A 25,937-nucleotide genomic window follows, 5' to 3' on the forward strand; every position below is an offset into this window, starting at 1 on the left:
AACGCCGATACTATAAGAATGAGTTTAGTATATTTTCCCATACGCCGTTCTTTTCCAGAATCTTTTCAATGAATTCACGAACGGCTCCGTGTCCGCCCGTTCTGACAGTGACATAATGCACCTGTGACTTAATATAGTCAAAAGAATCGGAAGTTGTTGCAGAAAATCCTGCCTTTCTCAAAAGAGCGAGATCGTTAATATCATCACCGATGAAAGCGGTCTCCGCCGCCGTGATACCCATCTCTTTTTCAAGAGCCTCGAAACACTCGGACTTATTCTTAACACCTGTGAAACAGCGTCTTATCCCAAGTTCGCGGCATCTTATCTCAGTAACTTTCGATTTTCTGCCGGATATTACAGCAACCTCAACGCCTGAATTCTGAGCCAGCTTAATGCCCAGTCCGTCCTTAACGTCAAAACGCTTTGTTTCAAAACCATTCTCATCGTAAATTATTCCGCCGTCGGTGAGAACTCCGTCAACATCCAGCACAAGGAGTTTTATCATACTATACCCTCCCTGAGCAGGTCGTGAAGATGTATCAGACCATCCGGTCTGCCGTTCTCGTCAACGGAGAAAAGAGACGTTATGGAAAATTCCTCCATTATCTGAAGAGCTTTCGCCGCTAATGCCTTCCTTTCTACAGTTCTGGGATATTTTAAAGGCAAATCTTTTATATTCATAGAGAAAATATCTTTATATTTTTCAAGTCCGCGTCTCAGATCTCCATCTGTTATAATGCCCACCAGCTTTCCGTCGGAATCTGTTACCGCTGTACACCCGAAACCTTTCGCGCTCATAACGAATACTGCATCGGAGACTTTCTTGCTGTTGTCAATGACGGGTACGCTGTCGCCTGTGTGGCAAAGGTCGTTGACACGGGTAAGCAGTCTTTTACCGAGTGAACCTGAGGGATGATAAAGCGCAAAATCGTCTGCGCTGAACCCGCGTTTTTCAAGGAGTGCAACACTGAGAGCGTCACCAACGGCAAGCGCCGCAGTTGTACTTGAAGTCGGAGCGAGATTGAGTGAACAAGCCTCGCGTTCCACAGAAGCATCCAAAACACAGTCGCTTCTCTCCGCCAAAGTTGAAGGAACCCTGCCCACTATGGATATAAGCGGTATCTTGAAACGCTTTATCAGGGGAAGAAGTTTTATCACTTCCGCTGTTTCGCCGCTGTTTGACAGCGCAATACATACGTCGCCCTTAACTATCATGCCAAGGTCACCGTGTACACCTTCCGCAGGATGCAGAAACAGTGAAGGAGTACCGGTACTCGACATTGTGGCGGCTATCTTTCTGGCGATTATGCCGCTTTTGCCCATTCCAGTTATGACAAGTCTGCCCTTGCAGGACATGATGATATCAACAGCCCTGACAAAGCTTTCATCGAGCCTGTCTTTAATGGCGGAAAGCGCGTCTATTTCACTCTGTATTGTTTCCCTGCCTATTTGCAGAATGTCTTTATCAGCCAATATTGCCGTTTTCCTTATCTTTTTTGTAAGCATAAGCCGCTTTTATAAAGCTTGCGAACAGAGGGTGCGGCTTAGACGGTTTGGATTTGAATTCCGGATGGAACTGGCATCCGAGGAACCATCTGTGGGATTTTGACTCGAAAATTTCGGCAAGTCCGCGCTCCTCGTTAATACCTGTCATCTGAAGTCCGTTCTTCATCATATCTTCTTTGAACTCATTATTGAATTCCAGTCTGTGTCTGTGGCGTTCTGAAATGTTTTTAGTACCGTATGCTTTAAAAGCAGTGCTGTCCTCTTCAAGAGAACAGGCATAAGCACCGAGACGCATTGTTCCGCCCATCTGTTTTATGTTTTTCTGTTCATTCATGTAGTCAATTACAGGGTAAGGAGTTTTAGGGTTAAACTCAACACTGTGCGCATCTTCCATTTTAAGAACGTTGCGGGCAAATTCTATCACCATACACTGAAGACCCAGGCATATTCCAAAAGTGGGAATATCCTTTGTACGTCCGAAGTTTATAGCGACTATTTTACCTTCGACACCGCGTTCGCCGAAACCGCCGGGAATAAGTATCCCGTCAACGTCGGAGAGATAAGCATCAGGTTTTGCGCCGTTCTCAAGTTTTTCAGCATCTATGCGTTTAACGTTGACCTTAAGCTTATTAGCGATACCGCCGTGGATAAGTGATTCATTTATACTGATATAAGCGTCTTTAAGGTCTATGTATTTACCGACAAGACCGATAGTCACTTCGTCGTCAGGCTGTTTAATCCTGTGCACGATATCTTCCCATGAAGAAGTGTCAGATTCACGCTCTTCCATTCTGAATTTCTTCAGAACAAGCCTGTCGATGCCCTCTTTTCTCATGGAAAGAGGCGATTCGTAAATAGTGCTGACATCTATAGCATTTATAACGTATTCTTTTGATACGTTGCAGAAAAGACCTATTTTGCTTCTGATGGAATCATCAAGGGGATACTCGGAACGGCAAACAAGGATATCCGGCTGGATGCCTATCTCGCGCAGAGCCTTAACGGAGTGCTGGGTGGGTTTGGTTTTAAGCTCTCCCGCACTTTTGATGTAAGGAACGAGTGTAAGGTGAACGTAGCATACGTTATCCTCACCTGCATCGAATTTAAACTGCCTGATGGCTTCAAGAAATGGCAGTGATTCTATATCGCCAACTGTGCCGCCTATTTCAATGATTATGATATCGTATTTGTCTGCCTCTTTATATATGTTGTTTTTGATTTCGTCTGTGATGTGGGGAATTACCTGAACTGTACCACCCAGATAGTCGCCGCTTCTCTCTTTATCTATAACGGTTTTGTATATTTTTCCAGTGGTAACGTTGCTGACTTTCGATGTATTGAAGTTAAGAAATCTTTCGTAATGTCCGAGATCGAGGTCAGCCTCTGCACCGTCTTCAGTAACAAATACTTCTCCATGCTGAAAGGGACTCATCGTTCCGGGGTCAACGTTAAGGTAGGGATCATATTTCTTTATGGCTACTTTATAGCCTCTGGATTCCAGCAGTGCGCCGAGTGATGCCGCCGTGATACCCTTTCCAAGTGATGATAAAACTCCTCCGGTTGTAAAAACAAACTTAGCCATCAGTTTTTCCTGCCCATAATTTCTTCTGCTTTAATAAGGTCCTCTTCGGTGTCCACCGACACCGGCTTATAATCGGTCTTTATAACTTTTATGCTCACGCCGTTTTCCAGCGCCCTGAGCTGTTCCAGCTTTTCAATATTTTCAAGTTCTGTCTGCGCAAGGGATGCGAACTGCATCAGCCAGCTTTTTCTGAAACCGTAAATACCGATGTGTTTATAATATGTTACGCCGCCCCTTCCGTCTCTGTCATAAGGAATGGGCAACCTAGAAAAGTACAGTGCAAATCCGTTTTTGTCCAGTACAACCTTAACGCAGTTCGGGTCTTTTACGTCTTCACCTTCAGTAAACGTACAGGCGGCTGTATTCATGAGCACCTGAGGGTTCTCCTTAAGGTCGTTTATCAATTTGTTGATGAGCTCAGGATCAATGAACGGTTCATCACCCTGAACATTTATGATGATGTCGTCGTCAACAAACTTTGCAACCTTTGCAACTCTGTCTGTTCCCGACTGAATATCATCTGCGGTCATTGTGGATTCCAGACCTGAAAAACCCTCGCAGGTTTCGAGTATCTCCTTTGAATCCGTGGCAACAATAACTCTGTCGGCAACTGTTTTCAGACAGTTTTCAGCAACCCGCAGTATCATGGGAACACCTGCGATCTTGCGCAGCGGTTTTCCGGGCAGTCTTGTGGACGCCATTCTGGCGGGGATAACAACAACACTCATGATCTACCTCTTAAGCAAACTGACAGCCATGGCATAATGCCTGTCATGGGAAATACTTATCTCAATATCAGAACGCAGTACACCCTTGATATAAACAAGGGGAGCGCCTTTCTCGTCGTTTAATATCTCTATATCGGTAAACGAGTAATCGCCTCCGATACCCGTTTTAAAACTCTTTGAAATTGATTCCTTAGCGGCAAAACGTCCGGCGAGGAAATGTATCTTTGCTCCCTTCGCTTCAAAAAGTTCCTGTTCGCGCAGGGTCAGTATCCTATCAAGAAAACGTTTACCAAGTCTGTTATATACCGCTTCAATCCTGCCGACTTCGGCAATATCACAGCCCAGCATCCATCAATGCCCTGTGGATCGTTTCTTTCATCTCTCTGACAGCTCTTTCAAGCCCAACAAATATTGCACGGGCGATGATAGAGTGACCGATATTAACTTCGTTCATCCCGGGTATAGTAATAATTTCGCCGACGTTCTGATAGTTCAGACCATGTCCGGAATTGAGTATCAGCCCCAGTTCGCGGCACTTTTCGCCTGCAAAAATGATCTTTGAAAGTTCTTCGCGCTGTGCGGCACCTTTTGCGTCTGCATAATGTCCGGTATGTATCTCAACAGCATCGGCACCAATGTCGGCGCATTTTTCCATCTGGTCAGCATCCGCATCAACGAACAGACTGACGAATATACCGCCATCCTTAAGCTTCTGAACGTTTTCTGCCAGTGAGTCATAGCCGCCCACTACGTTAAGACCGCCTTCGGTTGTCAGCTCCTGTCTCTTTTCAGGAACCAGAGTGACCATATCCGGCTTTGTTTCAAGTGCGATACGAACCATCTCTTCTGTGCATGCCATCTCAAGATTCAGCCTTGTTTTGATGGTCTGGCGCAGAATAGCGAGATCGCGGTCGCATATGTGCCTTCTGTCCTCGCGAAGATGTATAGTTATCTGATCAGCACCGCCCAGTTCCGCCAGAACTGCCGCATGAACAGGATCCGGTTCAACAGCCAACCTCGCCTGACGAACAGTGGCAACGTGATCTATGTTTACTCCCAGTCTAACCATTTTATGAAAGCTCCTCTATCTCTTTAAGAGCAACATTGCCGATGTTCTCGGCATATTCCTCTATTTTAGCAAGATCAGCACCTTCAAGCATAACGCGAAGCTTGTTCTCTGTGCCGGAATAGCGGACGAAAACGCGCCCTGTCTTACCCAGTGCCTTTTCCACAGCAGATATCTCCGCTGTGGTCTTCGGCAGTTCGGAAAGCGGTATCTTATTTGAAACTTTATAGTTTTTAAGCGTCTGCGGATAAAGCTCAATTATCTTTTTCAGCTCGCTCAAAGGTTTTCCTGAACGGACAAGCACTTTTAAAAGCTGCATGGCGCTGACCATGCCATCGCCTGTTGTGTTGTAATCGCTGAATATAATGTGTCCGGACTGCTCTCCGCCGAGGTTATAGCCGCTTTTCAGCATCTCCGCCATAACGTATCGGTCGCCGACTTCGGTGCGCACAACGTCTATGCCCAACCCGTTCATGGAACGCTCGAAGCCGAGGTTGCTCATAACAGTGCTGACCATGGTGTCGCCGTGGAGAAGTCCGCTCTCTTTCATATGCGCGGCGCAGATTCCCATAATGATATCGCCGTCAACCTCTTCGCCGTTCTCGTCGGAGAAGATAACTCTGTCACCGTCGCCGTCAAAAGCTATACCGATGTCGGCTTTTCTCTTTTTGACGGTCTCACACATAACTTCGGGATAAACGGAACCGCAGTTCTCGTTTATGTTAGTTCCGTTGGGTTCGTTACCTATAACGGTGATTTTAGCTCCGAGCTCTTCAAAAGCAAGAGGAGCTACCTTGTATGTGGCGCCGTTTGAACAATCCACAACCATTTTAAGTCCCATCAGGTCGATATCCTTGTCGAATGTATTCTTTGCAAACTCGACATAACGCCCGATGGCAGTATCTATCCGATAAGCTTTCCCTATTTTTTCTGCCGAAAGCGGTATGTTACCGGTTTCTATAAGCTCATCGGTGAATTTTTCTATCTCGGCTTCCACTTCATCTGGAAGTTTATGCCCTGTTGCCGAAAAGAATTTTATTCCATTGTCATAATAAGGATTATGCGAGGCAGAGATTACAACTCCCGCGTCTGCACGGAGGCTTCTTGTTATGAAAGCAATGGCAGGTGTCGGCAGAACACCGACAAGTACAACATCCATACCCATGGATGTGATGCCCGCCACCAGTGCAGATTCAAACATATAGCCTGAAATTCTTGTATCTTTACCTATAACGATTCTGTGAGTCTTCTTTCCGCTTGTATAAAACTGACGGGCGGCAGCCTGTCCCAGTCTCAGCGCGAAAGTCGCCGTCATGGGAAACTGATTTGCAAGTCCTCTTACGCCGTCCGTTCCGAAATGTTTGCGCATTTATTCTACCTCAACCCGCACGCGTGCAGGTTTTGCATCAATTACTTTTAATATTTTTGAATCATTGAATACGACCGTTCTCTTGTATACACCCCCTGCTTCTATATCTGAGAGATCGACATGGGGGTTCAGAACGTTCGCAATTGTCTGCTCGTTTAAGAGATCTGCTCGTCCGCTCACCGTCAGAGTAAGCTCACCGGTGATTTTTGCATCCATACCTCTTTTCAGTCCGACAGGAGCGACCTCTATCTCGTGAAAGGTCTTCTCCTGTATATCCTCTTTGAACATAACGAAGACCTCGACAAACTCCGGCGCGGTTTTTTGTATGCCTTCATAGAACTTAAGACCGATGCTGTACGTTATCGGATCTTTCTTACCGGAAAGGTTAACGGGCATGGTCTCAATGGATTTAAGCCCTCTTATTTTGGACATAGCAGCATTTATCTCAACAGTTTCTGGTTTTATAACAACCGAACCTATCTTATACCCCGGCATGGGTTCGCCCACAAACGTAGGTGTGACCTTCATCTGCTTTTTAACCAGCGAATCCACGGTCACGTCTATGGTTTTTGGATGAATATTAGTAACTTCAATTCCGGCGGGCATCTGAACGTCCTCCGGATTTATATACACGCTTTTGGTGCCTGATTCTATCTTTGAAACGTCAATAGCTATCTGCACCTTATTGAACTGCTTATTGTTAACGAGAAACTTGGGACCTTTCGCCATAACATTTATGAGGTTCTCATCAGTAACGGCTACTGATCCCTCTGGGATATTTGTAAGTTTAACAGGCACATAGAGTGAAATCTCCTGAAACTCGCCCGTAACGATATAAAGCCAGAGACATATGGCAAGGACAACGCTGATAATTCTTAAGTGTGTGTTAGTTATTATCATTTTTCTTTACGCTCTTTGCCTGTTGATTAAAAATCGAATCCAGCAGTTTTCTGAGTTTGTCAGCGTTAAGCTCCTCGCTCAGTTCACCGTTCTGTGCAACGGTTATGGAACCCTTCTCCTCGCTCACTGCAATCGCTATAGCATCCGTCTCCTCGGTAACACCGACGGCGGCTCTGTGGCGCGTTCCGTAATTTTTTCCGAGGTCTGTCTTGCGTGTAAGCGGCAGAATACTGCCAGCAGTTGAAATACGTCCGTTGGATATTATCACCGCACCATCGTGGAGCGGAGAATAAGGGATAAAAATACTTATAAGTATCTCTCTGGATATCATACAGTCCAGCTTCTGACCCGTATCATCCAGAAAGTGTTCAAGGTCTGTGTTTCTCTGAAGAACGATAAGTGCGCCTATCTGTCTGTTGGCAAGTACAGTGGCGGCTTTCACTATCTCGTCAAGAATAACGGATTTTGCCTTTGCCTGCGTGCCGAACACCTTCGTTTCGCCTATGAATGCGAGCGCGCGCCGTATCTCCTGCTGGAAAAGGACGACAATGATGATGAACAGGTAACCTGTGAAATTGTCCAGAACCCAGCTTGTGGTTTTCAGTCCAAGATATCTTGCAGCAAAGGAAACAATTACGATGAGCATGATGCCCATAAGCATGGGGAGCGCCCTTGTACCCTTGATGAGCAGAAGGAGATTGTAGACAACTATGGCTATGATAGCCATGTCAATAATGTCAAACAATCCGATAGATTTGATTATCTCTAACACTTGCCACCCGCTTTTTTCAGCATACGAAGTACCTTGAGCATGTCAGCCGTCTCTTCGATATCATGCGCCCGAATGATATCCGCACCGTTCATAACAGCCGCAGTGTGAGCCGTTATTGTCCCCGCAAGACGTTTCAGCGGCGGTTTGTTCACGACGTTTCCGATCATGGATTTGCGTGAAATACCCGCCAGAACGGGAAAGCCGGCAGATTTGATCCATTCAAGACCTGCCAGCATTTTATAATTATCTTCAAGCGTCTTCCCGAATCCGAAACCGGGGTCGACGCATATGGAACTCTCTTTGATCCCCGCCTTGACACACCTTTCGGCGGCTTCGGTAAGGTATCTTCTGACGTCTTCGACAACGTCCGTGTATTCAGGGTTCTCCTGCATGGTTCTCGGCTCGCCCAGCATATGCATTATACACACCGAGCATCCGAACTCCGCACAAACGGCTATCATATCCGGATCGCGGAAGCCTGATACATCGTTTATCATAGCCGCGCCTGCCATCAGGGATTCGTAGGCAACCTGCGGTTTCATAGTGTCCACGGAAACGTATATACCGTTTCCCACACAATGTACCACTGCGGGAAGCACTCTGGTCAGTTCCTCTTCAATGCTTACCCCATCGGAACCGGGTCTTGTGGACTCTCCGCCGATGTCGGCGATATCCACTTTATGAAACAGGAACTCATCAACTCTGCTCACAAGTCCGTCGGCGCTGTTAAAAGAACCTCCGTCACTGAAAGAGTCGGGCGTCACGTTCAATATCCCCATAAGGAGAGGATATTCGAGCGACAGATCGCCCCTTGATGATGTCAGGACATTAGACAACAGTAGTTTCCACCGGAGCGGCTGTCTCTCCGCCGAGTTCTTTGAGAAGAACATCTATCTCGTTTCCGTCGATAGTCTCTTTCTCAAGAAGAAGCTTCGCCGTGCGGTGAAGCAGTTCGGTGTTGTCTTCCAGAATCCTTCTGGCTCTGTTATATCCGTCCATGACAAATGCTTTCACTTCGTCGTCGATAGCTATTGCAGTTGTCTCGCTGTAGTCTTTCGCGTGTCCTATCTCCTTGCCGAGGAACACCTGCTCCTCTTTTTTACCGTATGCAAGGGGCCCCATCTTTTTACTCATACCCCATGAGCAGACCATTTTTCTTGATATGTCGGTGGCTCTTTCGATGTCGTTGCCGGCGCCTGTGGAAAGCCTGTCAAAAATGACCTCTTCCGCAACGCGTCCGCCCATAAGAACAGCGAGCATACCTTCCATATATTCTTTCGTATACATGTGTCTGTCGTCAACGGGGAGCTGAGTTGTAACGCCGAGCGCCATTCCTCTGGGGATGATGCTCACTTTATGCACCGGATCAGCTTCGAGAATGAATTTAGCCACGATAGCGTGTCCTGCCTCGTGATAAGCCGTATTCTCTTTCTCTTTATCGTTAATAACCATGCTTCTGCGCTCTTTACCCATAATGACCTTATCTTTCGCCTCTTCAAAGTCTGCCATCTGAACGGCTTCTTTGTTTTTGCGGGCGGCTATGAGCGCCGCTTCGTTCACAAGGTTCGCAAGGTCTGCACCTGCAAAGCCGGGTGTACCTTTCGCGATAACTTCAAGGTCTATTCCTTCGTCCATCTTCACTTTTGATGAGTGGACGTTGAGTATCTCAAGTCTTCCGTGCATATCGGGTCTGGGAACGACAACCTGACGGTCGAAACGTCCGGGACGAAGCAGAGCCGGGTCAAGAACATCCGGTCTGTTTGTTGCGGCTATCATGATAACACCTTCGTTGGACTCGAAACCGTCCATCTCAACAAGCATCTGGTTAAGTGTCTGCTCTCTTTCATCGTGTCCGCCGCCGAGACCTGCGCCTCTGTGGCGACCGACTGCGTCAATTTCATCTACGAAGATGATACAGGGTGCATTCTTTTTACCCTGCTCGAAAAGGTCGCGCACGCGTGCAGCACCGACGCCGACGAACATCTCAACGAAGTCCGAACCGGATATGGAGAAGAAAGGAACTCCTGCCTCTCCTGCAACGGCTCTGGCAAGCAGTGTTTTACCTGTTCCTGGAGGTCCCACAAGCAGTACGCCTTTGGGGATTTTTCCGCCGAGCTTCTGGAATTTCTGCGGGTCTTTAAGGAAATCAATGATCTCCTCAAGCTCCTCCTTTGCTTCTTCGATACCTGCTACGTCTTTGAAAGTAACTTTATGCTGATCCTGCGTAAGCAGTTTCGCTTTAGATTTTCCGAAGCTGAAAGCCTTGCCTCCGGCTCCGCCCTGCATCTGACGCATAAAGAAAATCCATATACCGATGAGGATAATCATAGGTAGCCACGAAACAAGAACCTGCATATACCAGGGACTTTTGTCGGGCGGCTGAGCTGTTATCTCCACCTTGTGTTCTCTGAGCGTCTTTATAAGGTCAATGTCGTCCGGCGCGTATGATTCAAACTGACCGCCGTCAACGAATGTACCGTCAATTTTGTTCTGCTTTATGATGACGGTCTTAACCTTGTTTTCAGCCACCTGAGTCATAAACTCAGAGTAGTTGACATTCTTTTTGACCGCCTGTGTGCCGCTTATCACGTTGAACAGAAACACCATGATGAAAGCGATCACCAGCCACAAAGCCAGATTTTTGTAAAATCCGTTATTCATTAATCACCTTTTTCCAGTCATCAGTCGGTAAATTCGACCGTGCATATATTTTTTAAATTTCTGTAATATCCGTCGTAATCAAGTCCGTAGCCTACAACGAACCTGTCAGGTATTTCAAACCCTCTGTAGTCAAGGGTTATCTGCGCCTTACGTCTTTCCGGTTTGTCCAGAAGAGCAACCAGCTTCATAGACGCGGGATTGCGCAGCGTCAGCATATTCGTAAGATATGACAAAGTGTTTCCCGTATCCAGTATATCTTCAACTATCAGCACATGTGTGTCTTCAAGAGGTCTGTCGAGGTCAAAAAGAAGCCTTACACTGCCGGAGCTGTCGGTTCCCTCATAGCTGGAAACAGCGAGAAAGCCTATCTCAACGTTGGAACCTTCCATCTCGCGAACAAGGTCGGACATAAATATGACAGAGCCTTTAAGCACGCCGACTGCAAGAACGTTCTTGTCCGCGTAGTCCGCGCTTATCTGTTTTCCAAGCTCTGCGACCCTCTTTTTAATTACTTCTTCACTCAGCATCTCTTTAAGAATGTGCGGTTTCAAATCCATCTCTCCCGTATCATTTCACATAAAGGGTTATAGTACCATCATGTGAGATATTTTCAACCCATACGATCACATTTTTTTCAAGAATTATTAGTGCGGTATCCCTTGTGTAGAGGTCAAGCTTTCTGTCTATGAAGACATCTTTGACCTTTTTCATCTTTATTCTGTCACCGATACGCCTGTTTCGTATCAAAAGTTCCTTTTCTTTCCACTTTCCAGTGAACCGGAGCTCTTTTCCGGTCTGCGGAACGACAACTCTGTCCGCTCCGGCAGGCTTGAATATTTCAAAAGGAGCCACGTTTCTGCCGTGAAACAATCTTAGGTATTTATCGCTCTTCTCAAATTTATATCCGTCGGGCATATCGCCGCGAACGGAAAATTCGTTTTCAAGTATTTTCTGCATTTCGATAAGATGCCTGCGTTCAAACCTGAAACATTTTGAACCAAGTCTGTGCAGGACATATTCCTGTTCCAGTTCGGAAAGTCCGTTGAAAACGCCTGTTTTAACAGCCATAACACCCGTTTCAGGCGTTTCTATCAAAGGTCCAAGCCTGTCCGACAGGTAATTGTCAAACCTGATATTGTCTTTCATTATAGAGACAATATTGTCTTCGTAGCCTTTTCTGAACTCCGCCAGCTTCGCCGTTATGTTCTTACGGATGAAGTTGCGGAGATACTTCTCATCATTATTGGTCTCATCAATGACATAGGCAATGCCATATTTGTTCAGGTACTCATAAATTTCTTCGGAAGAAATGTCGAGCATCAGTCTGCAAATCAGACCGTCGCGATCGCTTATGCCTTTCAGAGAGAACGCAGACGCTCCCTGAACCGCCTGAATGAAAAACGTTTCGACAACATCATCTTTCGTATGTGCCGTAAGTATCAGGTCGGAACCGAAATGAGCCGCCGCCTCGTGAAGCGCTCTGTAACGTATCACCCTTGCGCCGTGTTCAAAGCTCAGCTTTTTAACTGCACAGTATCTGGGTACATCGCACCTGTATGATATGAAAGGTATTGAAAGCTTTTCACAATAGTCAGAGCAGAACTTTTCATCCCACCACGCGGTCTTTCTGTACATGTGGTTAACATGACAAGCGGCAATCTGATAACTCTTTATCCCTTCATTCTTTTTAAGAAAGTGCAGCAGAGACACCGAGTCCTTGCCGCCGGAGAGCGCCACCAGCAGTTTTTTACCGTTCAGTTCACCAAGTCTTGCGGACAGCTTTTTCTCAAACGATAAAATCATCCTGTTTTTTGTAAATCTCCGTGAATTTTGCTTTGGTAGCGTCGTAGCCTTTTCTGCCCAGAAGTGCGTAAGCGTAGTCTTTACCCTCTTCCACTCCTGGCTGATCGAAGGGATCTATATCACAGGCAAGACCTATCACAGGCACAATATACTGCCATATCATAAAAAGTCCGCCTATAGTAAATTCGTCAACCAGATCAAGAGATATCTTGACGGATGGTTTTCCGGCATTTTTAAGAGCCGCCTCCGTTCCTTTAAGCTCAATGTTGCAGAGGTTTCCCATACCGTGACCGTTCAGATAATCGTATGCTTCATATGGGGAAGTTATCTTCCTGTCCTTGTCGTGATTCAGAACCTCTATGAATGTGAAAACCTTATCATTAGGTCCCTCTTTGTAAAGCTGAACCTGCGAGTGCTGATCTATTGTTCCGGTTGCGCGGACAGGCGTTGTACCGAAAGCGATCTCTTTACCGTCTGTCGTCCTGCTCTTGCCAAGGCTCTCGCCCCAAAGCTGGCAGTACCAGTCGGCAAAAGAAACGAGCCTTGAAGAATAAGGCATCATAACGTTTATGTTTTTACCCTGATCCATAAAATACATATAGATAGCGGACAGTGTGAGTATCTGTTCATAGTTGTCTTTATGAACCGACATAGCGCCTTCCAGCAGCTTGTCGATATCAAGCCCCAATATCGCCGCGGGAATCAGCCCCACCGGAGACAGAACGCTGAAACGCCCGCCCACGTTGGGCTGAACATCAAACGATACAAATCCTTTTTCGTTTGCCATGGCGCGCAGAGCACCCTTTTCAGGGTCTGTGATGGCACAAATCTGTTTTTTCGGATTTTTGACCTTAGCCATAAGCCATTCGTAAATTATGCCGAAATTTGCCGCAGTTTCAACCGTACTGCCTGATTTCGTGATTATGCATACGAAAGTATCTTCCGGCTGGCACTCGGAAAGGATTGAGCTTATCTTCGTGGGGTCAACGTTGTCTGCCACCCACACGCGCGGGAAGCAGCCGCGTTCCGCGAACGAACGCGCATTATATCCAAAGGGCAGCATGGCATTGCACACGGTTTCGACACCCAGTGAGCTACCGCCTATTCCTATCACGATAAGGTCGTTAAACTTACCGCTTATCTCTTTCGCAAATTTTTTGATTGGTGCAAGGTTCTGTTCAGGCAGTCCGATGAATCCGGCCTGACCGTCATCGAACATGCGAAGCAGACGTGAAAGCCCAAGCTTTGCCTTCTCTTTGTACTCATCGAGTTTTTCCTCGCTGAGCCCGCCTGCAACAAATTTGTCCATGACGTAGTTATAATCGACTTTAATCCGTTTCATCAGTAACCTCCAGAAAACGAACCGCATCATCAATTGAATCTATCTTCGGTACATTATTTAACACATCGCGGAAATACTTTCCATAATTTTTGGTCTCAATCCGGCTGTCCAGAACTGCCCAGACACCGTGGTCGTCCTCGTGACGTAGCAGTCTTCCAACCGCCTGTCGATAGTATATCACAGCCCGTGGTAAAAAATAGTCTTTAAAAGGGTCAAGCCCTTTATTTTTCAAAGAAGCAGCGCGTTCTTTAAGAACTATATCTTCAAAATATTCAAACGGAAGCTTATCAAGCACGACAAATGAGATGCCCGTATGTGCAAAATCCATACCTTCGCGAAAGACGGCGCATCCGACAAAAAAAGCGTCTGTAAGTCCTTCCGTATCGCTGATATCTATCTCAGTCTGGGCAAAAACCCTTTCAGGTATGATATTTTTCAGTAATTTCGTAACTTTGTTCATGCGGGAAACACTGTTGCATATGACAAGAACCGAGCTTTTCGCCTTAAGAGCCAGCTCCTCATAGAATGCATCGTCACAATCCCTGACCATCAGCCTGCCCTGTTCACCCATGTTGAAAACGGGTTCAAGGCTCTTCGCCTGCACCTCGTCCTCCGCATACCCCGTTTCATTGAGGAAATATTCAAAACTGCCTTTAACGGACAGGGTTGCGCTGACAAAAACAGGTGACAGGCAGGAGTTTTTCAGACCTTCCCGAAGCTTTTCAGATGCATCGAACGGAATATACTGCAAAACGATATCGCCACGCTCCGTATCGACAAATCGCACGCCCTCGCTGCCGCCCAGAACGCTCTCTGCCTTGTCGTTCAGTCTTTTGCTTATCTGTTTAAGGTCATCGACGTCCTTTTCGCCTATCGACTTGTTGGCAAATTCTATATAGCTGATAAGTCTGTCTTTAATCTCAGATGTATAGCGGCGCTCCGTTATATCTTCAAGCAGTCCTGAAAGCATCCCGGCGGTGATCTCTATCTCGCGCGGATCAAATACTGGTCTGTTCTCGTTCATCACACGCAGAAAACTGCGCAACGAAAGTTCGGTTCCCGCAAATCTGGGGAATATATCGGGTATGGAGTGCGCCTCGTCCATTATTATATGGTCTGCAAAATCAAAAATGCTTGCATGTTCGCTCTCTGCTTTGAGAGCAAAATCACTCATAAGCAGATAGTGATTAGTTATAACGATATCCGCGTCGTTTGCATTCTGTTTCGCGCGGTAAAATGAGCAGATGTCATAAAATTCGCATTTGGAAGCGGTACACATCCACGAATCCGTGGTCATGTTCTCTATCTCCGCCATATTGAAAAGCCCCACAGGCATTTCGATTATCTCCTGTCTGGCGACCGATTCGTACCATTCCATAACTTTTTCGTATCTGCCCGGATGCGGGTACATAAGTTTAAAAAAACGGAAGTGACAGAAATAATTCTTGCGACCCTTAAGAACAGCGACGTATTTGTCGTCACCGAATATCCTGCGGGCGGAATTGATATCCTTTCCTGCAATCTGCGACATCAGCTGCTTTGTTTTAGTGGAAATAATGATTCGGCGGTTCAGCTCGAAGGAGGGTACAAGGTATGCCATGGTCTTTCCGGAACCTGTAGGGGCTTCCAGAACAGCCGGAACACGGCTTTCCATGGATGAATAGATGAATTCTGAGGCGTCTATCTGCGCCTGTCTTTTGCGATATCTGGGGAGAGCTTTTTCAAGCTCGCCACCCTCCTCAAAAAAGTGTTTAACAGACATTTAAACAGAATACTTGAATTAATCAGCCTGTTCAAATATATTCTTTAGATAATCAAAAAAATGAAGGGCGTTATATGAAAAAGTTACTACTGTTCATTGCCATGATCCTTATGATATTCGGATGCGGGGAGGAAAAGAAACAGGGACAGCAGACGCCGCAGGAACAAACCACTCAGCAGGCAGAGACACCCGCGCCGCCAAAAGAGGGAAGCAACAGATATTCCCCTGTTGTTACAGCGGTTAAAAACATTGAAAACTCCGTAGTAAACATAAGAACTGAAAAACTGGTGCGCACATCCGTGGGACCTTTCGGACAGGAAACACCCCACGGAGAGAACTACCTCAACGACTTTTTCGGATACGACAGAACATACAAAACCCAAAGTCTCGGCTCCGGTTTCATAGTCCGCACAGACGGAACAATTATCACCAACTATCACGTCATTGAATCAGCCACAAAGATATATGTCATAACAACTGACAACAAAAGCTATGAAGCTCGTCTTGTGGGCGGCGACAAGATACTCGACATCGCAGTGCTTAAGATAATCACCGCAGGGAAATTCCCAGCTGTCAAAATCGGCAACAGCGACGGCGCCATGCTCGGCGAAACAGTAATAGCGATGGGCAACCCCTACGGACTTAACAGCTCCATAACCACCGGCGTTGTCAGCTCCGTAAAACGCATCCTCAACATAGGTAACGGATACTCACTTTACATACAGACAGATGCGCTCATCAACCCAGGCAACTCCGGCGGACCACTTATAAACCTTGACGGCGAGGTCATAGGCATCAACTCTGCAGTTGTTCAGGAGGCACAGGGCATAGGCTTCTCAATACCCATAAATACGGCGGTTCGAGTTCTGCCTGAAATTCTTAAAAGCGGGAAGGTCACTGCCGGATATATGGGATTCTCAGCCAAAGAGGTCAAAGACAAAAACAGCATCAGCCTTATAGTGACACGGGTGGAAAAAGGCTCCAACGCTGAGGGCATCGGCATGAGATCCGGCGACAGAATTTTGCAGGTGAACGGACTTCCGGTTTCATCAATACTTGCAATGAGCAATATGCTCAGAAGCTATCCCCCAGGTTCAGCAGTTCAGGTTGTTGTAGAGCGCGGAGCAAAGACATTTAAAGGTCAGATACTTCTGACAACCTATCCTGACAATTACGGACTTAGTGTTCTGCGCAATATATACGGACTGACATTCACACAGAAAGAAGACTATCTGACCGTAGCTTCCACCGGAATAGCTGATACTGTACACGAAGGCGACGTTCTGGTTGCGATAAACGATACTGAAATAAAGGATATCAACCACCTGAACAGCTACATAATGGACAACATGGGAACAGAAACCGTAATGACACTTTACAGGTACGGTCAGCTTTTCAGAGTGAAATTTCAGCTTTAAGTGCTTTTTTGACATAGCTCAATTTATTCTGCACGCAAATGCATTATTGTCCTCCTATGAGCAATAACATAAGGAGGACAACATTATGAGTATGTTCTGTTTTCAATGTCAGGAAGCAGCAAAAGGTACAGGCTGCACAGTAAGAGGGGTCTGCGGAAAAACAGATACCTGTGCAGCTCTTCAGGACGCACTGGTCTATACACTGAAAGGCATCTCCCTTTATGCCGAAAACGCGAACGTCGATAAAAAATACGGACGTTTCGTATCACAGGCGCTTTTCGCCACCATCACAAACGCAAACTTTGACGATGCACGCATCTATGAACTTATCCTTGAAGGTGTTAAACTTCGCAATGAGCTGAAAGCCGTTTCAGGCACCACAGTAACTTGCGACTGCGCAAACTGGATTCCCGCAAGCATGGAAGACGCTATAGCAAAAGGCGGTTCATTCGGCGTTCTTTCACAGGAAAACGAGGATATCCGCTCACTGCGCGAACTTCTTATCTATGGTCTTAAAGGCGTTGCGGCATATGCCGACCACGCATACGTTCTCGGTTTCGAGGACACAGCAATCTACGACCACATGTTCAAAGCACTTGCAGGAACAACAAAAGAGCTTTCTGCTGACGAGCTTATCGCTCTCATCATGAAAACAGGCGAAATCGCCGTTACAACAATGGCTCTGCTGGACAAAGCGAACACATCCACCTACGGCAACCCCGAAGTTACAGAGGTCAACATCGGAACAGGCGCAAAACCCGGTATCCTTATCTCAGGTCACGACCTGAGAGACCTTAAAGACCTTCTGGAACAGACAAAAGGTACAGGCGTGGACGTATATACCCACAGCGAGATGCTCCCCGCTCATTACTACCCTGAATTCAAAAAATATGAAAACTTCGTAGGTAACTACGGAAACGCTTGGTGGAAACAGGACAAGGAATTTGAATCTTTCAACGGTCCCATCCTTATGACCACCAACTGTATAGTACCTGTAAGAGATTCTTACAGAAACAGAATGTTTACAACAGGCATGGCAGGCTATCCAGGTCTTAAACATATCGCCGACAGAAAAGACGGCGGTCAGAAAGACTTCAGCGAGATAATCTCACTTGCTAAAACTTGCCCTGCACCCACACAGATTGAATCCGGCAAAATCGTCGGCGGTTTCGCACACGCACAGGTAATGGCTGTTGCAGACAAGGTTGTTGAAGCTGTTAAGGCTGGCGCAATCAAAAGATTCGTCGTTATGGCGGGTTGTGACGGACGCCATAAAGAAAGAAACTACTTTACAGAAGTGGCTGAAAATCTTCCTCAGGATGCAGTTATCCTTACAGCAGGATGCGCAAAATACCGTTACAACAAGCTGAACCTCGGCGACATAGGCGGCATCCCCAGAGTACTCGACGCAGGTCAGTGCAACGACAGCTATTCGCTTGCAGTTATCGCCCTTAAACTGAAAGAGGTATTCGGACTCGATGACATAAACAAACTTCCTCTTTCATTCGACATAGCATGGTATGAGCAGAAGGCTGTTGCAGTGCTTCTTGCCCTGCTCTTCCTCGGTGTGAAAGGCGTCCGCCTCGGACCGACCCTTCCCGCTTTCCTTTCTCCCAACGTGGCGAAAGTACTTGTGGAAAACTTCGATATCAAGCCCATCGGCGATGTGGCTGGCGACGTCGAAAAAATCATGGTCGGCGCTTAACATATTATTCACTGCCCCGCTTAACAGGCGGGGCTTTTCCATTTCAATTCCCCTTTTCCGGCATAATTTCTTTCTATTCACATGATATTGTTACTCATATTATTTATATGGGGTACATATGAAAACAATCAGTATGATTATCGCAGTTTGTCTGAGTGCCGCTGTTTTCGGCTGTGCAGGCAGATATGACGAAGAGAATGACCCTTCGGTCTCATTTAACGCGCGTGCCGGAAATTACGGACCGGGATCTGAAATGGGCATGGGGGTCGGATTCGGCTCACAGCAGGGAGGGATGCCTCCGATGGGTGACGGTCAGCCTCCGCAGGACGGAAAACGTCCGGGACCGCCTCCTGAAGGTTTCAGAAATAAAATTCAGACAGCCAAAGCAATTCTTGACAAGATAGACGGTGTTTATGTGGTTCAAAGATCTTCCGAAACACAAACCGGAAAAACATATGATGCAACACAGCCTGATCAATCAGCTGTAGTGGTTAAAATAAACGGTGAACTCAACCTCAATCAAACCGTTATCACCAAAAAAGGAAGCACGGCTGATGAGGAATCCAGCAGTTTTTACGGGATAAACTCGGCTGTGCTTGTCATCGGCAGATCAGCACTTAATATGGACAAAACAAGTATCACAACTGATGCGGCAGGCGCTAATGCCGTTGTTGCAGTCGGGAAGCGCGCCAATATTACCATCAATGGAATAGACATAAAAACATCCGCAAACTCATCAAGAGGACTGCACGCAACAAGAGAGGGAAGTATCACCGCTAAAGATGTCAACATCAGCACCCTAGGCGCTCACAGCGCGGCGCTTGCAACAGACAGAGGCGGCGGTACGGTTACAGTTGAAAACGGTACTCTTAAAACAGAAGGCGAAGGCTCGCCGTCAATATATTCCACAGGCAATATCTCCGTTAAAAATGTCAAAGGCGAATCAAAAGGCGCGGAATGTGCTGTTATAGAAGGCAAAAACAGTGTATCCATCACAGACAGCGAAATGACATGTTACAGAAGAAACGGTGTAATGCTGTATCAAAGTTTCTCCGGCGACGCTGAAGTGGGAGAAAGCCATTTTACCATGAACGGTGGAAGCATAACATCATATGAAGGCGCGGTTTTCTACACAACAAACACTAAAGCCGAATTCATGATAAATAACATTAAAATAACAAACAAAGACAGTGAAAACACCCTCTTCCGTGCATCAGCGGACAGATGGGGACGAACAGGCAGCAACGGTTCCGAAGCAAGTTTTACAGTTACGGATACAAACACTGCGGGCAATATTCTTTGCGACAGCTTAAGCAGTGTTAAAGCTTATCTGAAGGGAACAACTGTCTGGACAGGCGCGGCGAACACTGATAAAACTGCCGGATTCATATCTGTTTCACTGGAAAAAGACGCAAAGTGGAACCTTACGGCGGACACATATTTAACAGAGTTCCGCAATGATGACAAAACGCTGGCAAACATAAACAGCAACGGTTTCAATATCTATTACAACGGAAATAATTCAATGAATAACTGGACGGGCGGAAAAGAAATTACATTGACGGGAGGAGGGAAACTGATTCCGGTTTTCTGACATAAATAGCCCCTTAGAAAAACTAAGGGGCTATTGTTTTATCCGAAGAAGTCTCTTTTTTAACTGCTTATGCCATCTGTGCTGTGAGCATTTCCGCCCAGTCAGCAATTCGTTTTTTGGTCATGGAAGACTGGTTGTCCTCATCAATGGCAAGTCCGATAAACTCACCATCCACAACAGCCTTTGAATCACCAAAGCTGTAACCGTCAACAGGCCAGCATCCGACAATATTCACTTTGCTGTCAACCACCTTCTCATAGATAGTTCCCATGGCATCAAGGAACGTATCAGCATAAGTTTCCTGATCTCCGGTACCAAAGAATGCTACTGTCTTGCCATTGAAATCAACATCTTCAAGATCGCTTATGATATTTTCCCAGTCATCCTGAAGATCGCCCATACCCCATGTGGAAGAGCCGAGTATAAGTTTGTCATACTTTTCAAAAGAGTTTTTAGAAGCGTTTGCCACATTGATGACATCCACAACAAAACCCTTTGCATTAAGCGCCGCAGCAATCTTCTGCGCTACTGTCTCCGTAACCCCGCTGCTTGATCCGTAAAAAAGTCCTATGCTTCCCATAGCAACCTCCTTTTACATGTAATGATGTAACCAGACACATCTTACATAGTTGATACTGATTGTCAATATCAGATTAAAAGAAGGCGAAAAAAAAAGCGGAGCATTAAGCTCCGCCTCTGCTTATTGTTCTTCTTCCTCTATTAAAGCCCCGACTATCTGAGCTTTGAATTCTGAATATGATTTTTTATTATCGAAGTCCACGTTCCTTTCGGATGTTCCGTGGTCAATCATAACCGACATATTAGCATCGTCAAACTCTATGGTGTTGAAATTGTTCAGGTTTATCACCAGAGCGTTCTTTCCGTTCTCAAGGATGAAAACCAGATCTTTGTTAAGCATTGCTACCCCCTGTTTTCAGCTACAGTATTCATCTTTTTGCTTTTTAGCAACTAAAAAGGCTGTCATGCGACAGCCTTTCTCACTCTGAATTTCTGTCCCGCATAGACAAGCGCCAGAAGGAGCAGTCCGGGAATATACATAATATATTTATCGTCAATATGATATCCAAGCATATCGTGTATGCCCGAAGGGTTGAAAAGCAGCAGAGAAGCCACAAGAAGAAGAGGTATCTCCCAGATTCTATTCTTAGTAATGAACCACTTCTGTATGACAGACGTAAAGGCGAATGCCCCCAGACATGCCATTGTAAAAATAAGTATGGCAAGCGGCCAGCTGTATATGTTGTCAAGAATAAGGTCGTGGTTAAATATGAACATAAACGGTATTATGGCTGTACGCATATCATACAGAAAACCCTGAATACCGGTCGGTATCGGATCTGAGCCGGCAAGCGCCGCCGCTGCGTAGGACGCAAGCCCCACAGGCGGAGTATCATCCGCAAGAATCCCGAAATAAAAGCAGAAAAGATGCGCTGCCATAAGAGGCACAATAAGCCCGTAGGTGGCGCCGAGTTCAACGATTATAGGTGCCGTGAGAGATGCCATAACAATATATGTAGCAGTGGTGGGAAGTCCCATACCAAGGAGCATACTGGCAATTGCTGTTATAATCAGCAGGACAAATACATTGCCCTGTGAAAGCGTCTCGACTATCTGGGTTATCATACCGCCGATGCCCATACCGACTATACCGACAATGATTCCGGCAGCCGCTGTTGCCAGAGCAACAGATACCATATTGCGTGAACCTGCTATGAAGCCCTGTCCGACAAGTTTTATTGATTTTATGAAGATATCCAGAAAGCTCTTCTGTTCGCCTTTTACAAAGTTAACTATTTCACGTACAAAAATGATGCCTATGAGAAGCAAAATAGCGTTAAAAGCCGCTCTTTCAGGCGAATGTCTCATTACAACCAATTCAAATATAAGAACGAAGATAGGAATAAGGAAATGAAGTCCGCGCTTCACTGTTTCAAAAAATTTAGGACATTCATCTTTCGGAAGCCCTTTCATACCAAGCTTTGAAGCTTCAAGGTGAGTAACGTAAAACAGTGCAAAATATGAAACAAATGCGGGGATTATAGCCGCCTTGCAGACGTCGATATAAGGTACGTTGACATATTCCGCAATAATGAACGCCGCCGCTCCCATGACAGGGGGCATAAGCTGTCCGTCCGTGCTGGCGGCAACCTCTGTCGCTGCCGCTTTTGTTGCGGGATAGCCTACTTTTTTCATAAGAGGGATTGTAAACGTTCCGGTGGTCACAATGTTGGCAACGCTTGAACCTGAAATAAGCCCTGTGAAACCGCTGGCAACCACAGCCGCCTTTGCGGGACCGCCCTTGAACCTGCCGAGCAGAGAGAGCGCAAGGTCTATAAAGAATTTACCCGCGCCAGCCTTATCCAGCATAGCACCCAGCAGAACGTAAAGATAAACTATAGATGCGGAAACACCCAGCGGGATACCATATATGCCTTCCGATGAAAGGGATATCTGATTCAGATATTTATTCATCGAAACGCCTTTGAAAGCCATAAAATCAGGCATATAGGGTCCGAAGAAAGAATAACCTGTAAATACAAGGACTATTATAACAAGTGCGGGACCGATTGCTCTTCTTGTCGCTTCAAGCAGGAAAAAAATTGTCAGAAAACCTACGACAACATCCGTTGTGGAAGGATCGCCTGCTCTTATGGCAAGCCCCTCCTGATCAAGAATTATGTAAACTGCCGCAAAAGCGCCGGCCGCGGCAAATATATAGTCGATGAAAGGAATTTTATGCACTGCGCTGAAAAAGCCCATCCATTTTTTAGGGCGTTTGAACATGGGGACGCTGAGAAAAAGAATAGCAATGGCAAATGCAAGGTGGACAGCTCTTATGGTTGTTCCGTCGAGAATGAGAAAACTGGCAAGAGAGAGCTGAAAAATTGCCCAGGCGATAGCAATGACTCCAATGAGTCCTTTTTCAAACCGCCCCGTGGATCTGATCTCTCCAGTTTCTTCCCGCAGTATCTCTTCTGCGGTGCGTTGAGTTTTAGACATAGATTACCTCTTTCGAGTAAATAAAACGGGGGTCGGAATACCGACCCCGCTGAATTGATTTTTGAAAAATTATCTGAGGTTAGAGCTGATGTATTTGTCCAGTCCGGCTTCTTTGTAGTATTTCATTGCGCCGGGGTGAACTGGAGCAGTCAGACCTTCAAGCATTTCCTGTTTTGTAAGGTTAGCAAATGCAGGGTGAAGGGTTTTGAACTCGTCAAAGTTGTCAAATACTTCCTTAGTGATGGCGTAAACAACTTTATCCGATACATCGGAAGAAGTTACCAGTGTTGCTTTAACGCCGACAGCAGGAACGTTTTTACCGTCGCCTGATGCTGTGGGATAATCTTTAATATTGATATATGTTTTTACATAGTAAGGGAATTTTTTAACGAGATAGTCGGCCTGTGCGCCTTCAACTGGTACGAAACGGACTTTGATACGACCGGATGTAGCCTCTTTTATGTTGCTGTTGGGATGACCTACAGTATAGAAGAAAGCGTCAATTCTTTCATCCTGAAGAAGAGCGGGTGATTCAACGGCTTTTGCTTTCTCAACTTTAACGTCGGAAAATTTAAGACCTGCCGCATCGAAAACATCTTCGGAGTTGATGTACTGACCGGAACCGGGGTTGCCGATGTTGATTCTTTTGCCCTTCATGTCGGCAAGTTTTTTGATTCCGCTGTTTTCAGAAGCAACTATAGTAACAATTTCAGGGTGCAGTGAAAAAACTGAACGAAGTTTTTTCTGGGGTCCTTTGTCTTTCCATGATTCAAGACCTTTGAAAGCCTGATATTGAATATCTGACTGAGAGATACCGAACTCAAGGTCTCCGGCAACAACAGCGTTAACATTATAAACAGAGCCGCCTGTTGATTCTACAGTGGATTTAATGTCGTATACATCGGATTTCTTGTTTACCATACGGCTGATAGCACCGCCGGTGGGATAGTAGACCCCCGTAACGCCACCAGTACCGATGGTTACGAAAGTTTTAGCAAATACAGTTGGAACAAGCGAAACCGCAAAAAGTGCGGCAGTAATGAATAGAAAAAACTTTTTCATACGATCCTCCAAAATTAATCTGTTAACGGCAAAGCAAATTATAACAAATTAATTTTATAATTTCCACAATGCATTATTCATCTATGAATTTTGCTGCTCCGGAGCGGTATGCCGCAGTTTCAACTTCTTTTGCAACTGCATCGTGGACGTTTTTATCGAGGATATTAGGTACAAGGTCGCCTTCCAGTGCGAACGCGGCGATCGCCTTTGCCGCGGCTATCTTCATCTGATCGTTTATTGTTATTGCGTTTGCTGTCAGTGCTCCTTTGAAAAGCCCCGGGAAAGCGAGCGCATTATTGACTGATTTACCATCGGCGGCAAATATTGCACCGTGTTTTACAGCAAGGTCAGGGTCTATTTCGGGATTCGGGTTTGAAAGAGCGAGAATCACCTGCCCTTCCTGAACCATGTCAGGAGTAATCAGGTTCGGACATCCTGTAGTGGCAATCACAATTCTTGATTCCGCAACCACCCCGCGCAGGTCTTTTCTGTTTCCGCCGAGAGTCTCAAAGCGTTCCATAGCAGAAACGTCAAGGTCGACACCGTTGAAAGTTTTCACGCCGTATGCTTTCAGCAGCTTCATGATACCAGTTCCCGCAGCGCCGAGACCTATGATGCCGACGCTTGATTCACGAAGGTTTATGAAAGTATATTTGGCTATATTGAGAAGCGCGGCAAGTACAACAACGGCTGTTCCGTGCTGGTCGTCGTGCATTACCGGGATATCAAGCATTGCGTCAAGCTTTTCCTCTATCTCGAAACACTCAGGTGCCTTGATATCTTCAAGTTTTATAGCGCCGAAAGTAGGCGAAATATGCTTAACGGTGTTTATTATCTCTTCAGGATCCTTGGTATCAAGGAGTATCGGTATACCGTTGATACCTGAAAGTATCTTAAACAGCATCCCCTTTCCTTCCATAACGGGCATCCCCGCAACAGGTCCGATGTCGCCGAGACCAAGTATAGCGGTTCCGTTGGTAACTATCGCAACGTTGTTGCTGATGGTTGTGAATTTGCGGGCAAGAGCAGGATTCTTATGTATCTTATGGCAGATTGACGCAACACCGGGAGTGTAAACAATGCGCAGGTCGTCCAGACTGTTGATGTTAACTGTCGGGCGTATCTCTATCTTTCCGCCTTCGTGTGTCTCTTCCACAATGTCTGTGACAGAAACAAGCTCAACCCCTTCCAGTGTTTTAATGGCGGCGAACATGTCGTTAAGAGCGTTTTCGTCCTCTGCATAAACATCAAGTGCGCGTATCTTGTACCCTTTTCCAAGATGCGCTGTGGACACCTCGCCTATAAGCCCGCCGCATCTGCCTATCACAGTTGTAAGCTGACCTAAAAATCCGGGTTTATCAGTAACTTTAACCGTAAGTTTTTTTATTACTTTGTTAGAATATTCAATTCTCATCTTCATCTCCGATATCGAGAAATTTCTCCCATGTCTCAGGTTCAAACATGGTGCAGGATTTTCTTGGTGTTTTCATATATTTATCCGCCGCAGCGCATTTAAGGCTGAAGCAGGTTTTCATTTCCGGTATAAGCAGTCTTCTGAGGTGGACGCACTGGGCACATTTTGAGTCTTCGACTATGATATTTTTACCGGAACACTTTGATGTTTTTGCCATATCCCGCCTTCAGGA

The 25,937-nt window shown here is 46.0% G+C and carries 24 protein-coding genes; 3 read left to right on the forward strand and 21 right to left on the reverse strand.

Translation table 11 applies throughout. The features are described 5' to 3' along the window. Window positions 1-10: 10 nt before the first annotated feature. Genes LRY47_RS09890 through LRY47_RS09960 form a run of 15 tightly spaced genes read right to left on the reverse strand, consistent with a single transcriptional unit; the run spans window position 11 to window position 15,491 of the window. Window positions 11-505, reverse strand: coding sequence for an HAD-IIIA family hydrolase (locus LRY47_RS09890; RefSeq protein ID WP_295224831.1), 495 nt, complete (start codon window positions 503-505; stop codon window positions 11-13). After that, window positions 502-1,476 carry a KpsF/GutQ family sugar-phosphate isomerase gene (locus LRY47_RS09895; protein ID WP_366043607.1) on the reverse strand — a complete coding sequence of 325 codons (975 nt, stop codon included), beginning with the start codon at window positions 1,474-1,476 and terminating at the stop codon, window positions 502-504. The genes LRY47_RS09890 and LRY47_RS09895 overlap by 4 nt, the downstream gene beginning before the upstream one ends. Further along, window positions 1,466-3,091, reverse strand: a complete 1,626-nt coding sequence (locus tag LRY47_RS09900) for a CTP synthase (RefSeq protein ID WP_366043609.1) — start codon at window positions 3,089-3,091, stop codon at window positions 1,466-1,468. The genes LRY47_RS09895 and LRY47_RS09900 overlap by 11 nt, the downstream gene beginning before the upstream one ends. Then, window positions 3,088-3,816 carry a 3-deoxy-manno-octulosonate cytidylyltransferase gene (gene kdsB, locus LRY47_RS09905; RefSeq protein ID WP_295224839.1) on the reverse strand — a complete coding sequence of 243 codons (729 nt, stop codon included), beginning with the start codon at window positions 3,814-3,816 and terminating at the stop codon, window positions 3,088-3,090. The genes LRY47_RS09900 and kdsB overlap by 4 nt, the downstream gene beginning before the upstream one ends. Window positions 3,817-3,819: 3 nt before the next feature. Further along, a complete protein-coding gene (gene acpS, locus LRY47_RS09910; protein WP_295224840.1) occupies window positions 3,820-4,164 on the reverse strand; it encodes a holo-ACP synthase in 345 nt (114 codons plus the stop codon). After that, window positions 4,151-4,885 (reverse strand): pyridoxine 5'-phosphate synthase, encoded by a 735-nt coding sequence (locus LRY47_RS09915; RefSeq protein ID WP_295224842.1) that lies wholly within the window; start codon window positions 4,883-4,885, stop codon window positions 4,151-4,153. Before LRY47_RS09915 ends, acpS begins: the two co-directional genes overlap by 14 nt. 1 nt (window position 4,886) lies before the next feature. After that, entirely contained in the window at window positions 4,887-6,251 is a 1,365-nt protein-coding gene (gene glmM / locus LRY47_RS09920) for a phosphoglucosamine mutase (RefSeq protein ID WP_295224844.1), read from the reverse strand. Beyond that, entirely contained in the window at window positions 6,252-7,151 is a 900-nt protein-coding gene (locus tag LRY47_RS09925; RefSeq protein WP_295224846.1) for a YbbR-like domain-containing protein, read from the reverse strand. It lies immediately after the preceding gene. Further along, a complete protein-coding gene (gene cdaA / locus LRY47_RS09930; protein ID WP_295224848.1) occupies window positions 7,138-7,923 on the reverse strand; it encodes a diadenylate cyclase CdaA in 786 nt (261 codons plus the stop codon). The genes LRY47_RS09925 and cdaA overlap by 14 nt, the downstream gene beginning before the upstream one ends. Beyond that, entirely contained in the window at window positions 7,917-8,759 is an 843-nt protein-coding gene (folP, locus tag LRY47_RS09935; protein WP_295224850.1) for a dihydropteroate synthase, read from the reverse strand. Before folP ends, cdaA begins: the two co-directional genes overlap by 7 nt. Beyond that, window positions 8,752-10,584, reverse strand: a complete 1,833-nt coding sequence (gene ftsH / locus LRY47_RS09940; protein ID WP_295224853.1) for an ATP-dependent zinc metalloprotease FtsH — start codon at window positions 10,582-10,584, stop codon at window positions 8,752-8,754. Before ftsH ends, folP begins: the two co-directional genes overlap by 8 nt. A gap of 20 nt (window positions 10,585-10,604) precedes the next feature. Beyond that, entirely contained in the window at window positions 10,605-11,135 is a 531-nt protein-coding gene (hpt, locus tag LRY47_RS09945) for a hypoxanthine phosphoribosyltransferase (RefSeq protein ID WP_366043594.1), read from the reverse strand. 16 nt (window positions 11,136-11,151) lie between these two features. Then, the gene (gene tilS, locus LRY47_RS09950) at window positions 11,152-12,387 is read right to left on the reverse strand and encodes a tRNA lysidine(34) synthetase TilS (RefSeq protein WP_295224858.1); all 1,236 of its coding nucleotides are present in this window, start codon (window positions 12,385-12,387) and stop codon (window positions 11,152-11,154) included. Next, window positions 12,371-13,729: a glucose-6-phosphate isomerase gene (locus LRY47_RS09955; protein ID WP_295224861.1), complete on the reverse strand. Its 1,359-nt coding sequence runs from the start codon at window positions 13,727-13,729 to the stop codon at window positions 12,371-12,373. Before LRY47_RS09955 ends, tilS begins: the two co-directional genes overlap by 17 nt. Then, window positions 13,716-15,491 carry an ATP-dependent DNA helicase gene (locus LRY47_RS09960; RefSeq protein WP_295224862.1) on the reverse strand — a complete coding sequence of 592 codons (1,776 nt, stop codon included), beginning with the start codon at window positions 15,489-15,491 and terminating at the stop codon, window positions 13,716-13,718. Before LRY47_RS09960 ends, LRY47_RS09955 begins: the two co-directional genes overlap by 14 nt. Before the next feature lie 74 nt (window positions 15,492-15,565). On the opposite strand from LRY47_RS09960, the gene LRY47_RS09965 reads away from it, so the two are divergent. From LRY47_RS09965 to LRY47_RS09975, 3 genes are all read left to right on the forward strand, one after another. Next, entirely contained in the window at window positions 15,566-16,909 is a 1,344-nt protein-coding gene (locus tag LRY47_RS09965; protein ID WP_295224864.1) for a trypsin-like peptidase domain-containing protein, read from the forward strand. A 91-nt stretch (window positions 16,910-17,000) separates the two neighbouring features. Further along, window positions 17,001-18,614 carry a hydroxylamine reductase gene (hcp, locus tag LRY47_RS09970; protein ID WP_366043611.1) on the forward strand — a complete coding sequence of 538 codons (1,614 nt, stop codon included), beginning with the start codon at window positions 17,001-17,003 and terminating at the stop codon, window positions 18,612-18,614. Between the two features lie 118 nt (window positions 18,615-18,732). Further along, entirely contained in the window at window positions 18,733-20,208 is a 1,476-nt protein-coding gene (locus LRY47_RS09975) for a hypothetical protein (RefSeq protein ID WP_295224868.1), read from the forward strand. A gap of 67 nt (window positions 20,209-20,275) precedes the next feature. Here LRY47_RS09975 and LRY47_RS09980 read toward each other — a convergent pair whose 3' ends face one another. From LRY47_RS09980 to LRY47_RS10005, 6 genes are all read right to left on the reverse strand, one after another. Next, window positions 20,276-20,788 carry a flavodoxin gene (locus LRY47_RS09980; protein WP_295224871.1) on the reverse strand — a complete coding sequence of 171 codons (513 nt, stop codon included), beginning with the start codon at window positions 20,786-20,788 and terminating at the stop codon, window positions 20,276-20,278. Window positions 20,789-20,908: 120 nt separating this feature from the next. Then, a complete protein-coding gene (locus LRY47_RS09985) occupies window positions 20,909-21,127 on the reverse strand; it encodes a hypothetical protein (RefSeq protein WP_295224873.1) in 219 nt (72 codons plus the stop codon). Between the two features lie 62 nt (window positions 21,128-21,189). After that, the gene (locus tag LRY47_RS09990) at window positions 21,190-23,229 is read right to left on the reverse strand and encodes a TRAP transporter permease (RefSeq protein ID WP_295224876.1); all 2,040 of its coding nucleotides are present in this window, start codon (window positions 23,227-23,229) and stop codon (window positions 21,190-21,192) included. A 69-nt stretch (window positions 23,230-23,298) separates the two neighbouring features. Further along, window positions 23,299-24,291: a TAXI family TRAP transporter solute-binding subunit gene (locus LRY47_RS09995; RefSeq protein WP_295224879.1), complete on the reverse strand. Its 993-nt coding sequence runs from the start codon at window positions 24,289-24,291 to the stop codon at window positions 23,299-23,301. Between the two features lie 73 nt (window positions 24,292-24,364). Continuing rightward, the gene (locus LRY47_RS10000) at window positions 24,365-25,705 is read right to left on the reverse strand and encodes an NAD-dependent malic enzyme (RefSeq protein WP_295224881.1); all 1,341 of its coding nucleotides are present in this window, start codon (window positions 25,703-25,705) and stop codon (window positions 24,365-24,367) included. Then, window positions 25,695-25,922, reverse strand: coding sequence for a hypothetical protein (locus tag LRY47_RS10005; RefSeq protein WP_295224883.1), 228 nt, complete (start codon window positions 25,920-25,922; stop codon window positions 25,695-25,697). Before LRY47_RS10005 ends, LRY47_RS10000 begins: the two co-directional genes overlap by 11 nt. Window positions 25,923-25,937: the final 15 nt, after the last annotated feature.

Origin of the sequence: Seleniivibrio sp., assembly GCF_021209385.1 — a bacterium.
Classification (GTDB): Bacteria; Chrysiogenota; Deferribacteres; order Deferribacterales; family Geovibrionaceae; genus Seleniivibrio.